This is a genomic window from Hymenobacter edaphi (genome assembly GCF_003258365.1).
GTDB lineage: Bacteria > Bacteroidota > Bacteroidia > Cytophagales > Hymenobacteraceae > Solirubrum > Solirubrum edaphi.
In genome coordinates this window covers 1-12,909 of record NZ_QHKM01000015.1, presented here as the reverse complement: position 1 = coordinate 12,909, position 12,909 = coordinate 1, and the positions used below count along the sequence as shown (strand labels likewise).

At 63.7% G+C, this 12,909-nt stretch carries 7 protein-coding genes; 5 read left to right on the top strand and 2 right to left on the bottom strand.

Annotated features, from left to right (window positions below; genetic code table 11):
- Positions 1-127: 127 nt before the first annotated feature.
- Both DLM85_RS23915 and DLM85_RS23910 read right to left on the bottom strand, forming a co-directional pair.
- Entirely contained in the window at positions 128-3,394 is a 3,267-nt protein-coding gene (locus tag DLM85_RS23915; protein WP_243636102.1) for a hypothetical protein, read from the bottom strand.
- A gap of 34 nt (positions 3,395-3,428) precedes the next feature.
- The gene (locus tag DLM85_RS23910) at positions 3,429-4,526 is read right to left on the bottom strand and encodes an NAD(P)/FAD-dependent oxidoreductase (RefSeq protein WP_165822286.1); all 1,098 of its coding nucleotides are present in this window, start codon (positions 4,524-4,526) and stop codon (positions 3,429-3,431) included.
- 100 nt (positions 4,527-4,626) lie between these two features.
- Between DLM85_RS23910 and DLM85_RS23905 the strand changes: the two genes are divergently transcribed.
- The 5 genes from DLM85_RS23905 (at position 4,627) to DLM85_RS23885 (ending at position 12,644) form a co-directional block, all read left to right on the top strand.
- Complete coding sequence (locus DLM85_RS23905) at positions 4,627-5,265, top strand: MBL fold metallo-hydrolase (protein ID WP_111480712.1); 639 nt, start codon at positions 4,627-4,629, stop codon at positions 5,263-5,265.
- A gap of 12 nt (positions 5,266-5,277) precedes the next feature.
- A complete protein-coding gene (locus DLM85_RS23900; RefSeq protein ID WP_111480711.1) occupies positions 5,278-6,015 on the top strand; it encodes a CDP-alcohol phosphatidyltransferase family protein in 738 nt (245 codons plus the stop codon).
- Positions 6,016-6,173: 158 nt separating this feature from the next.
- Positions 6,174-10,112, top strand: coding sequence for a type IX secretion system sortase PorU (gene porU / locus DLM85_RS23895; protein WP_243636105.1), 3,939 nt, complete (start codon positions 6,174-6,176; stop codon positions 10,110-10,112).
- A gap of 51 nt (positions 10,113-10,163) precedes the next feature.
- Complete coding sequence (gene porV, locus DLM85_RS23890; RefSeq protein ID WP_111480709.1) at positions 10,164-11,363, top strand: type IX secretion system outer membrane channel protein PorV; 1,200 nt, start codon at positions 10,164-10,166, stop codon at positions 11,361-11,363.
- 6 nt (positions 11,364-11,369) lie between these two features.
- Positions 11,370-12,644 (top strand): M16 family metallopeptidase, encoded by a 1,275-nt coding sequence (locus tag DLM85_RS23885; RefSeq protein WP_111480708.1) that lies wholly within the window; start codon positions 11,370-11,372, stop codon positions 12,642-12,644.
- Positions 12,645-12,909 lie beyond the last annotated feature (265 nt).

The following is a 12,909-nucleotide window of genomic DNA, read 5'->3' as shown; positions in this document are numbered from 1 at the left end:
CAGGTTGCCCCGATTTTTCCGGCCCCAAACGCCGCCGGCCCCGGCAGCCGAAGCTCCCGGGGCCGGTGCATCTAGGTTGAAGAGGCCCGTCAGACGGCGTTGTTGCTATCCGTCAGCAGTCCGGCTTCTAGAAATCGTAGCCGAGCGAGAGGTAGAACTTCGGCCCTTTCTCCTTGCCGTCTTCGCGGGCCCAGGCCACGTCCAGCTTGGTGTAGAAGCCCAGCATGGTGGTGCGCATGCCCGCCCCGTAGCCGATCAGGAAGGGGTTCTGAAAGTTAGTTACCGTACCGGAGAAGGCGTTGCCGTTGCCCCCAAACAGCTGGCTGTTCACCGAGTTGTTGAAGTTGAACGGGTTAGCCCCGCGGTAGGCCGTGCCCGCGTCGCCGAAGGCCGTCAGCTGCAGGTTGCGGAAGAAGCCCGAGTAAATGGGCTTGCGCGAGAAGTACTGGATGATGGGAATGCGCAGCTCGGAGTTGAACAGCACGTACTTCGGGCCCGAGCGGGCGTTGTAGTTGAAGCCGCGCAGGTTGGTCACGAACTGCTGGTAGAAGAAGTCGGCCGGCGAGTTGCCCACTTGCGGCTCCACCTGCCGGCTGTCGTCGGTGCGCGCGTTCAGCCAGTTGTCCATGCCGCCGAGGCGGAACGTCTTCGGCGAGTTACCGAAAAACTGCCCGTAGCTGGCGCGGTTGGCCCAGATGATCTGCCGGTGCACCTTCTGGTAGTGGCGCAGATCCACGTAAATCTTGCCAAAGTCGCCCTTGGCGGTGTTCACCTCGTCCAGCTTCATCACCCCCACCTTCATGCGGGTGCCCTCCAGCATGTTCACGCCGGTGGCAATGGAGTTATCGAACACCAGCTCGCCACTGCCGCCCACGAAATGGTCGCGCCGGTCGGTGGCGCCCAGGTCGTCCAGGTTGGAGTAGGTGCTGGTGACGTAGCGCAGGTTGCCGCGCACGCTGATGTTGGGCGAGAGCGGGTACGAAACGCCCGGCGTAATCTCGTAGCGGCCCATGTACACGTTGGGCGAGAGGGCGTTGGCCACGTAGTAGCTCTGCTTCTGAAAGCCGATGCTCCAGTCGTAGCGGTGCTTCAGGTTGGTATACTCCGCGTACATGCTGCTGGTGCGCAGGTCCGTCAGGGCAAAGATGCCGGCGCGGATGCGGTGGTCCTCCATCAGGTCCGACATGGTGGCCTGCCCGATAAAGCCGAAGCCCAGCAGCGGGTCGTTGTAGATGGTCGACACCACGTTGTCGAGGCTGAAGCGCGTGTCGTAGCGCATCGGGCCGGTCACGCCCGGCGTGACGGCGGCCGGCTTCTGCACCACCGTGGGCGCGGCGCGGCGCGGCCGGGGCCGCGGGGCGTCTTCCTCAAACTGGTAGTCGCTCACGTTCACGTTCTGGTCCTTGCGCGCGGGCACCGTCGGCTGCACCGAGCCCACGTTGCCGCCCGCCGCGTTGTTGCCAGTCGTGCCCGCGCCGGGGGCCGGGGCCGCCTGCGGCCGGGGCTTGGGCCGCGCGGCGGCGGCCGAGCGGTCCTCCAGGATTTCCTGGCGGGCCGTTTTGCTCAGGGTCAGGTACTGGGGCAGTTCGTATTTGGGGTACGCGTACACGAAGTCGCGGGCCCGGTCGGCCGCCACGAAGCCCAGCGCCCCGGACTTTGCGTTGTAGTCGAAGCTCTTGACGTTGTTGAGGAAGCTGGTGACGGGGCTGCGCTGTCGCGAGGTCAGGTCGTAGCGGTACACGCTGCGCACGCCGCTTTCCTCGCTCAGGAAGAGGATTTCGTTTTGCGAGAGGACGCGCGGCCGGGTTTCGTTCGAGATGGTGGCCACCAGCTGCTCCACCGGCTGGGGCGAGCCGTCGAGGCGGTAGCGGAACAGGTCGTAGTTGTTGACGACGGCCTTGAACGAGCCCTTGGCCGTGCCGGCCGAATCCAGCCAGCGGTTGGAGCTGAACACCAGGGACTGCCCGTCGGGCATGAATACCGGCTGCACGTCGTCGAACACGTCGTTGGTCAGGCGCTCGGGCTGTCGGGCCCCGGCACGCAGCAGGTACAGGTCGGCCTGCCCGCTGCGCACGCCGCTAAAAGCCAAGGCCTTGCCATCGGGCGAGTAACCCATGCTCAGCACCTGCGAGTAGGGGTTGAACACGCTGCTGCCCCGGTCGCCGACGAACGGCAGCGACTCCTTGAGCCGCACCACGGCCCCGAACGGGCCGCTGTCGGCCGAGCGCAGGCGCAGCACCATCTTGCCGCGCGATTCTTCGGCAATGGCCAGCTGCGCGCTGTTGCGCCAGGTCAGCACCGGCAGGCGGCGGTCCACTTCCTGGTCGGGCGACTTGTAGCCGCCCGCAAATACGAGGTGCTTGCCCGAGCCGTCCACGTTGGCCACGTACACGCGGTAGCGGCCGCGGTCGGTGGTGGTGAAGGCCAGGCGCTGCCCGTCGGGGCTGATGACGGGCTCGTTGAAGCTGCTGCCGCGGCGGTTGCGGCGCAGCAGCAGGTGCTGCTCGTCGGGCAGCACGAAGGCCGTTTCGGGCTGGGCGTTCAGCTGCCGGTAGTAGCCCATCCAGTCGCGCAGAAACTGCTTGTAGGGCACGTTCAGCGAGGAGCTGATGCCCGTTTCCACGTCGCGCGTGATGCGCGTCAGGTTCAGAATGTTCTGGATGCTGGTGTAGCCGTAGCGCTCGGCAATGTAGTTCCACACGCTCTGGCCGGCCAGCTCGGGGTTGCGCAGGAAAAACTGCGACGCCTTGTCCTTTTCGACCTTCTGCGTCATGTCGCGCATGTAGTCGTCCATTTCCACGCTCCAGCCCTCGGCGGCGTAGGCCGAGGCCCCGCTCACAAACCAGTCGGGCAGCTGCAGCAGGTAGCTGCTCTGGATGACCTCCTTGAGCGAGCCGCCGTACATCATGTCGTTGAGCAGCACCTTGGTCACCTGGTAGCTCAGGTCGCGCTTGAACAGGGTCTGCTGGCCCTGGAAGGCCAGCTGCACCTTGGTCATGCGCAGCAGCGAGGTTTCGCCGCCCATCTGGTACTTGTCGTCGTTCAGCCCGATGTTGCTCTGGCGCAGGTCGCCCACCGAATTGTAGAGCATCACGGTGGTTTTCGAGTACGGGTAGTACCCAATCAGCGAGGTGATGCGCTGCAGCTCCTGCTCGGCGTACTCGGCCGCGCGCCGGGCCGCCGCTTCGCCGCCCTGGTAGTAGTACACGTTGAAGTTGGCCGTGCTCAGCAGCTGCCAGTCAAAATCCTTGTACTGGATGCGGGTACGGCCAAAGCTTTCCTGCGCCGTCTGGGCCTGCACTGCCTCCGTGGAGGTCAGAAACACCAGCCCCAGGGCCGGCAGGCTCAGCATGCCCCAGCGCAGGCGGGGCGTCAGATTGGACAAGTGCATCATAACGGCTGCAAAAAGGCAGGTCGAAGAGAGAAGGTCAGGCGGGCGTCGCGGCCGGCGGCAAGGTAACCGGATACAACGCCTGATAACGAATAATATTGACTTCCGGCCATAGTTCCGCACCGGTTTCCAGGGCCTCGGCCAGCAGCTCCGCCAGGCGGGGCGCCAGCAGCACGCCTTTCGAGCCCAGCCCGTTGAACACGGCCAGCGCCGGATGCGCCGGGTGCGTGCCCAACAAGGGTTTTCGGTCGCGCACGGCCGGCCGCACGCCCGCCCGCTGACCCGTGATGCGGAAGGGCACCGTGGTCAACTCGCGCAGCCGCTGGCTGAGTTCCTCGCGGGCCTCGGCCGTGGGCTCGGGGCTGAACGGAGGCCAGCGGTACGTGGCACCCACGCGCACGCGCCCCTGGCCGAGCGGCACCACGTAGGCGCCGCGGTTGAGCACGTAATCGGTGGGCAGGTCGGGGGCTTCCACGTCGAGCACTTCGCCTTGGTTGGGAGTCACCGGCAGCCAACTGAACCACGGATTGGCGGTGACGGCGGCGCCTTCGCAGAACACCACGCGCCCCACGCGCAAGCCGGGGCCGTAGCGGGCACCGGATGCCTCGGCAACAAGTAGCTCCGGCACAAAAGTTTCGGCGCGCAGCTCCCCGTTTTTCTGCGCGTCGGCGGCCAGCACGTCGAGCAGCAATTCGGTGTCGACCCAGCCGCCGTGGCGCAGCTCCAGGCCGCCGAAGGGTTGCTCGAGGCCGGGTATGGCGGGCAGGGGCTGGGCGGGGTCGGCCACGTAGTCGCCCCAGGGGTGGCCGGCCGAGCGGGCCAGCACGTCGTTTTGCTCACGCACCGAGCTGAACAGCTTCAGAATGGGCATTTCGAAGTACAGGCGCCGGCCCGATTCGGCTTCGAGCTGCTGGTAAAACTGCCGGGCGGCGGGCAGCAAATCGTTGATGCGCCAGGCCAGGGCAAAACGCTTGCCGGCCACGGGGTTGATAAGGCCGGCGGCCACGCGGGTGGCCGAGTCGGGCTGGGGGGCATCGAGCACGACCACGCGGCGGCCGCGCTGGCGCAGGGTGCGGGCCAGGGTGGCGCCGGCGAGACCGTGGCCAATGATGAGGTAGTCGGCGTAAGCTTGCATTCCGGGCAAAATACGCACTTTGCCCGACGGTACGCGGCCGATTGCGTAACTTACCCTCCCGTTCTCTGCCTGCCCCCGCGGCGGGCTTTTCCCTTTTTGCATGACCGTTTCGGGCTTTACGTTCAACGCCTTTTCCGAAAATACCTACCTGCTTCACGACGCTTCGGGCGCCTGCGCCGTCGTCGACCCCGGCTGCTACGAGCGGCGGGAGCAGCAGGCCCTGCAGCAGTACATCAAGGACCACCACCTGCGCGTGGAGCTGCTGCTGAACACCCACTGCCACATCGACCACGTCTTTGGCAACCAGTTCGTACTCGATACCTGGCCCGGCACGCCCTTCCTCATCCACCAGGCCGACCTGCCCACGCTGCGCGCCGTGCCGACGTACGCGCCCAACTACGGCTTCCCGCTCTACAACCCGGCCGAGCCCACCGGCTTCCTGACGCCCGGCGAGCCGCTGCGCTTTGGTGAAACCGAGCTGGAAGTGCGCTTTGCCCCCGGCCACGCGCCCGGCCACGTGGTGTTCTACCACGCGCCCACCCAGGTCGTCCTCGGCGGCGACGTGCTGTTCCGCGGCAGCATCGGCCGCACCGATCTGCCCGGCGGCGACTACGACACGCTGATCCAGAGCATCCGCGAGCAACTGCTCACCCTCCCCGACGAAACCACCGTGTACTCCGGCCACGGCCCCGCCACCACGGTGGGCGCCGAACGCGTGTCCAATCCTTTCCTGCGCTAGTTATTCCGCCTGATGGCTATCAAAAACCACCTGCCCAACGCCCTTACATGCCTGAACCTGCTCTGCGGCTGCGTGGCGCTGAGCTTGATTCTGGCCTACGACCCGCGCCAAACAGCCGCGCCCGACTGGCAGCCGCTGGTGCAGGCCGCTTACTTAATCGGTATTGCCGCCATTGCTGACTTCTTCGACGGCCTGGTGGCGCGGGCCCTGCACGTGTCCTCCCCCATCGGCAAGGACCTTGATTCGCTGGCCGACATGGTATCGTTCGGCGTGGTGCCGGGCGCTATCCTCTTCAAGCTGCTGCAGCACGTGCTGCCGCTGACTTCGCTGCCCGATAGTCTGGCCTACCTAGCCTTCACCGTGAGCATCTTCTCGGCCCTGCGCCTGGCCAAGTTCAACAACGACACCCGGCAGTCCGACTCCTTTATCGGCGTGCCGACGCCGGCCAACACCATGCTGATTGCCTCCCTGCCGGTGATTCTGGCCTACGACTCGTTCGGGGTGGGCGGTTTCATTCTGAACCCGTGGGTGCTGCTGGGTATTACCTTCCTGATGTCCGGTTTGCTGGTGGCCGAGCTGCCGCTGTTTGCCCTAAAGTTTAAAAACTTCACCTGGCAGGACAATTCGCTGCGTTTCGTGTTCCTGCTCCTGTCGGTGGTGCTGCTGGCGGTGCTGCGGGCGGCGGCGGTGCCGCTCATCATCCTGCTGTACGTGCTGCTGTCGGTGGTTCGGCTTCCGGCCAAAGGATAAGCGTCGCACAATATTTTCCCACTCAGCCAGTTGTATAGGCCGCTAACTGAACGCTCCGGCCGGAACGATTGTTGAGGGGTCCGCCGGGAGCTTTGCTGAAGTCACACCACGCTGTTTATATAGCCTTTATGCGGTTTTCTACTTCGTTGCTTTTGTGGGTGCTCCTCGGGCTCAGCTGGTCGGCGCAAGCCCAGGCGCCGGTCGAGCAGGTCTCGCTGAACTGGAACACCCAGGAGCTGATTTTCCCCACCCGCGGCGTGGGCGTCTACGTCCCTTCGTTCAAGGGAGCCGTTTTTGCTGCCGGCCAGCGTTTGCCCGCCGTCAGCCTTTACATTTCCGGCTACGTGACGGAGGTGCAGCTGCAGGATGCGCGCTACGCCCCGTTTACGGCCAAGGAAGCGGCGGCCTTTGCCGGTGCCCCCGACCCCACCCAGCAGTTTACCCTGCGCCACGGCACCGAAAACCGCCAGCCCGCTACCATTGCCCAGCTGCCGGCCGTGCGCCGCAACGGCCAGACCGGTCAGCTGGAAAAGCTCGTCAGCTTCGGCTACACCTACCGCACCGGCACCGCCCCCCAGGCCCGCACCAACAGCCGCGTATACGCGCCGAACTCGGCCCTGCGCAGCGGCGACTGGTTTAAAATCGGCGTGACCAACACCGACCTGGGTACCGGCAGCGTCTACCGGCTCGACAAGAACTACCTGCGCAACCTCGGCCTGCCCGTGCAGGCCATGGACCCGCGCCGGTTGCAGCTGTTCGGCTACGGCCTGGGCATGCTGCCCCAGGCCAACAGCATCGACCGCCCCGACGACTTGGCCGAAAACGCCATCTACTTCGCCGACAACGGCAGCAACAACGCCACGTTCGACGACGACGAATACTTTCTCTTCTACGCCCGCGGCCCGCACACCTGGTCGTACTCGGCCACCGACCGCCGCTTCAGCCACGAGCTGAACATCTACTCTGATACCACTTACTACTTTCTGACCGTCGGCGGGGCCAATGGGCGCCGGGTGGCGGCGCGGCCCGCCGTGAGCGGTACGCCCACGAGCACCATCACCGAGTATACCGACCACTTCTTCTACGAGCGGGAACTGGTCAACCTGCTCAAATCGGGCCGGCAGTGGCTGGGGGAAGGCTTCAACCGCGACGCGCAGAAGGATTTTTCCTTCGCCGGCATCAGCAACCTGGTGCCCAGCTCCCCGCTGCTGCTCACTTCCTCGGTAGCGGCTACCTCGCTGCCCGGCCGCACCACCACCTTCACGCTGAAGCTGAACGGCAGCACCGTGGGGGTGCCCCAGGCCGTGCGCGGCCAATACTGCGACCTGACGCAAGGGGACTGCTACGCCGAAGCTGCCAACACCGACGTAACCACCTACGCCACGGTGGCCCCCGCTTCCGGCTCCGACCTGAACGTCAACATCACTTACAGCGGCTCGACCTCCGACGCCTCGGCCGCCGGCTACCTCGACTACCTGGAGGTGCAGGCCCGGCGCCGCCTGCAGCTCAGCGGCCGCCCGCTGGAGTTCCGCTCCATCGACAGTCTGCGGCCCAACCGCATCAGCGCGTTTGAGGTGCAGAACGCCCCGGCCAATCTGGTGGTGTGGGACGTGACCAACCCGCGCCTGGCCCAGAGCGTGGCTCATACCAACGGCCGCTTCCTGGCCCAGACCAGCACCCTGCGCGAATACGTGGCCTTCACCCCCAACGGCAGCTTCGACACGCCGCGGGCCTTCGGCAAGGTGGCCAACCAGAACCTGCACTCCTTCGGCCTCACCACGCCCATCGACCTGGTTATCGTGGCGCCGCCCGTGTTTCGGGTTCAGGCCCAGCGCCTGGCCGACCACCGCCGCGACCATGACCAGCTCCGCACGCTGGTGGTGACGCCGCAGCAGATTTACAACGAATTCAGCTCTGGGGGCCAGGACATCACGGCCATCCGCGACTTCATGAAGATGCTCTACGACCGCCGCGCCGGGCAGCCGGGGCGTCTGTACCTGCTGCTCTTCGGCGACGCTTCCTACGACTACAAGTCCGACGCCAGCAACGACGCCGCGCAGCTGCCCGGCTGGTGGCGCAGCCGCCAGTTGCGCGACGCGGACAACCAGAACTTTGTCCCGACCTACGAGTCCTACTCGTCGTTCGACAAGGTGTACTTCCGGCCCTCGTTCTGCTCCGATGACTATTACGGTTTTCTGGACGACAACGAAGGTGCCTGGACCGAATCTGAGGTGGATGACATGATGGATGCCGCCGTGGGCCGCCTGCCGATTCGCTTCCCGATCAACCAGCCCAACTCGGCCGCCGAGGCCGTCACCTTGGTCGACAAGCTGATTGCCTACGACCAGCCCGTTACCCAGGGCAAATGGCGCAACCGCCTCACCTTTGTGGCCGACGACGGCGACCGAAACCTGCACCTGGTCAATGCGGAAGCCCCGGCCAACCTGCTCGTAAACACCCGCCCGGCTTACCAGGTAAACAAGGTATACCTGGACATGTATCCCCAGCAGAGCAGCGCGGCCGGCCAGTCGTCGCCCGAGGCCAACCAAGCCCTCGATGCCTCGATTGAGCAAGGCTCCCTGATGGTATCGTACGCGGGCCACGGCGGGCCGCGGGGGTGGACGGACGAGAAAATCCTGACCAACAGCTCGGTGATGGCGCTGCAAAACACCACGCGGCCCACCTTTATGTTCACCGGCACCTGCGACTTTGCCTGGTACGACGACCCGGGCTTCACCTCGGCCGGCGAGCAGCTGCTCACCGATACCCGCGCCGGCGGCATCGGCCTGCTTACCACGACGCGCCTCGTGTACGCCGCCAACAACCAGGCCCTGGCTACCGTCTTCCTCTCGGCGCTGTTTGCCCGTAACGCCAGCACCGGCGACTGGCCGCGCCTGGGCGACGCCGTGGTGGCGGGCAAAAACGGGGACGGTATCGACGTGTACAACCGCAACTTTACCCTGCTCGGCGACCCGAGCATGCGTCTGGCCATGCCGTACTACACCGTGCGCACCACCCGCATCAGCGACGCGCAGGATGCCACGCACGCCCCCATCGATACCATCCGCGCCCTGCAGCAGGTACGCCTCGAAGGCGAGGTGGTACACCCCGTCACGTCGGCCCTGCAAACCGCGTTCAACGGCCGCGTGCAGGTAACCGTGTACGAGAAGCCTTCCACCGTGCTCACGCTCGGCAACGAGAACGACACGACCCGCGTCAGCGTGCAGAAGGACGTGGTATACGACGGCTCGGCCACCGTCACCAACGGCCGTTTCGAGGTGCGCTTCGTCGTTCCGAAAGACATCAACTACAGCTTCGGTTTCGGCAAAATCAGCTTTTACGCGGCCGATTCGGCCCGCAACGTGGACGGCCAGGGCGCCAATCCGCGCATCACCATCGGCGGCGCCTCGCCCACGGCCCTGCTCGATTCCATTCCGCCCCTGATTCGCCTGGCCATGGACGACACCACGTTCGTCTTTGGCGGCCTCACCAAGCCCAATACCACCTTGCTGGCCCGCTTCAGCGACGCCAACGGCATCAACACCGCCGGCACCGGCATCGGCCACGAGCTAACGGCTACCCTCGACAACGATGCCAGCAAGGTGACCATCCTGAACGAGTACTACACGGCCGACACCGACAAATTCACCAGCGGCCGCGTCACCTACCTATTCAAAAGCCTCTCGCTCGGGCCGCACATCCTGCGCGTGAAGGCCTGGGATACGTTCAACAACTCCTCCGAAAAGGAACTCGAGTTTATTGTGGCTCAGAACGAGAAGCTGGCCCTCAGTCACATCCTGAACTACCCGAACCCCTTTGCCGGCCACACCACTTTCCACTTCGACCACAACCGCTTCGGCGACGCGCTCGACGTGCAGGTGCAGATTTTCACCGTGTCCGGCAAACTTGTGCGTACCCTCACGGCGTATGTGCCGGGTACCAGTAGCGAAGCGCACGTGGCCGCTATTCAGTGGGACGGCCGCGACGACTACAATGACCAGCTGGCTCGCGGCGTTTACGTGTACCGCCTGAGCGTGCGCACCCCGCACGACGGGTCGCAGGTCAGCAAATTCGAAAAGCTCGTGCTGCTCAATTAACCTCCGGCTGCTTTCTTCACCTTCGCTTTTCCCGACTCTTCCCTCTTGTTTATGCTTTTTTCGAAACCGACGGCTTCGCGCTACTTGCTCCCGGCCTTGCTGCTGGGCTGCGTAACCGCCGCCCACGCGCAGCAGGATCCCAACACCATCACCACCGCCGTCCCGTTCCTGACGATCAGCCCCGACTCGCGTTCGGCGGCGCTCGGTGATGCCGGCGTAGCGCTTTCGCCCGACGCCAATGCCTCCTACCACAACGCCGGCAAGCTCGGATTCGAAACCAACCCCTACGGCCTGTCGGCGTCGTATTCGCCCTGGCTGCGCAACGTAACCGACGATATGAGCATTTCCTCTATCTCGGGCTACAAGAAGTTCGGCCAGCGCGCTGCCCTGGCCGCGGCCATTACCTATTTCGACCTTGGGCAGATTGACTTCCGCAGTGCGACCAACCAGCCCGACGGTACCTTCAACCCCAAGGAATACTCTATCAGCGTATCCTACGGCCAGCAGCTGAGCCAGTATTTCGGCCTGGGTGCTACCGCCCGCTACATCCGCTCCAACCTCACCGGCAGCCAGATTCAGGACAGCCGCCCCGGCAATGCCGCTGCCGTCGACCTCGGCGCCTACTACACCCGCGACGTCACCATTGGTCCGTCCGACTACAACCTCTCGTTCGGGGCGGCCGTGTCCAACATCGGCAACAAGATCAACTACACCAAAGCGGATCAGGCCGACTTCCTGCCGACCAACCTCAAGATCGGTACCGCCATCACGCGCGAACTGGACGCCTATAACAAAATCACGCTTACCGTCGACGCCAACAAGCTGCTCGTGCCGACGCCGTACTACATCGACGGCGCAGCCCCCAACGACCCGGCGGTGGTAGCGCGTAACCAGGAAATTGCCAACAAAGGCATCGTGAGCGGCATGCTCAGCTCCTTCAGCGACGCGCCCGGAGGCTTCAAGGAAGAAATGCGGGAAATAAATCTCTCGGCCGGGGCCGAATACTGGTACAACGACCTGCTGGCAGCCCGCGTAGGATATTTCTACGAGAACCCCAAAAAAGGCGACCGGCAGTACCTATGCCTCGGCCTGGGGCTGCGTTATCAGGTGTTTGGGGCTGATGCCGCCTACCTGGTGCCGAACTCCAAAGCCAACCCCCTTGCCAATACCATTCGGGTTTCCCTGCACTTCAATTTCAACGGCAACCAAGGCGGCTCGGCCGCTCCCAGCGAGGATACGCCCTCAAACTAACTCTGGATGCTCAACCGTCTAGCTCCCCCTCCGACCCGGCCACTAGGCCGGGTCGATTTGCCTTCGGCCCAGGTGTCGTACCTGGCCAACGGCGCCCGTCTCCACGTACTGCCCCACACCGCTCAGCCAGTCGTACGCCTGCAGGTAGTGCTGCCCGCGGGCCGCTGGTATGACCCGTCGCCCGGTACCTCCCTGCTTACCGCCCGGGCACTGCTCGAAGGCACCCGCACCCGCTCGGCCCGGCAGATAGCCGAAGAAGTAGCCTTTTACGGTGCCTCGCTCGACTGCGAGCAGGGCTTTGACCGGGCAACCCTGACGCTGTACTGCCTTGCTCGGCATTTCAGCCAATTGCTGCCGCTGGTGCAGGATGTGCTGCTGAACGCCACTTTCCCGGTGGCCGAGCTGGACCAGATCAAGACGCGCACCGCGCAGAACATCCGCGTTGAGCGGCAGAAAACCAGCTACCAGGCCTCTGAGCGGTTCGCGCGCAACCTTTATGGCGCCCACCACCCTTACGGCGTTGTATTTGACGAAAACGCCTTCCGCGACATAACGCCTGAGGCTGTCACCCAATTTTATCAGCAGGCCTACGCCTTGTCTCAGGCTGAAATCTTCGCTTGTGGCGCCCTGGAAGAAGCCCACATTACCCAGATAAACGAGCTGTTCTCGGCCTCTGCCGCCACCAGCCAGCCCGTTTCCATAGCCGCTCCCCCTGCTCCCGCCGTTGCCCCTGCCGACCATGTCACCGTAGCCGACAGCTTGCAAGCCTCAATCCGCATCGGCCGCCGGTGGCCCGACGCGCAGCACTCCTCCACGCACCAATTGCAGGTGTTGGTAAAAGTACTGGGTGGGTATTTCGGCTCCCGATTGATGAAGAATATCCGCGAGGATAAAGGGCTTACCTATGGTATTTACGCCAGCATTGTGCACCGGGAACACGCCAGTTCGTGTGTAATCGGCTCCGACGTCAATGCCACAAATTCCGTTATTGCTATTAAAGAAATCGAAAAGGAGCTCATCAGGCTGCAAGAGGAAGCAATTCCGGAAGACGAGCTTGAAACGGTTAAAAACTACATCCAAGGCAAGTTTCTCAACGAACTAGGTACCGTGTTTGAGCAAGCAGACAAATACCGCTCAATCATCCTGCTAAATCTCCCAACGGATTTTTACAGTTCTTTCCTGACCGAAGTGGAATCTGTTTCCCCCAGTCAGTTACAGCGGTTAGCCCAGCAGTATTTTACTCCAACTGACTTTGTCCACGTCACTGCAGGCCCTGCCTAACATTCCTGCTCATTAAAAGAAAAAAGGAGACTGCTACCAAGCAGCCTCCTTTTTTAATAGCACCAGACGCCGTTAAAATAGGTGGTAGCTGCTCCATCTCTGTTGATAAATATGATAGCTGGAAGCCAGCTTAGAGGGTCCTATGTTTGAGCGGATGCTTAAACTTAGACCACGACGCAACGGACGGGAGTAAGATGGATTAGAGGCCTGGGGCCAGCCGAGCCCGGCAAACATGAGCATCCCCCGTCCGTTCTACGGCCACCTT

Coding starts and splice junctions, on each gene's coding strand:
- DLM85_RS23915 (WP_243636102.1), bottom strand. CDS start 3,394: ATGATGCACTTGTCCAATCTGACGCCCCGCCTGCGCTGGGGCATGCTG.
- DLM85_RS23910 (WP_165822286.1), bottom strand. CDS start 4,526: ATGCAAGCTTACGCCGACTACCTCATCATTGGCCACGGTCTCGCCGGC.
- DLM85_RS23905 (WP_111480712.1), top strand. CDS start 4,627: ATGACCGTTTCGGGCTTTACGTTCAACGCCTTTTCCGAAAATACCTAC.
- DLM85_RS23900 (WP_111480711.1), top strand. CDS start 5,278: ATGGCTATCAAAAACCACCTGCCCAACGCCCTTACATGCCTGAACCTG.
- porV (WP_111480709.1), top strand. CDS start 10,164: ATGCTTTTTTCGAAACCGACGGCTTCGCGCTACTTGCTCCCGGCCTTG.
- DLM85_RS23885 (WP_111480708.1), top strand. CDS start 11,370: ATGCTCAACCGTCTAGCTCCCCCTCCGACCCGGCCACTAGGCCGGGTC.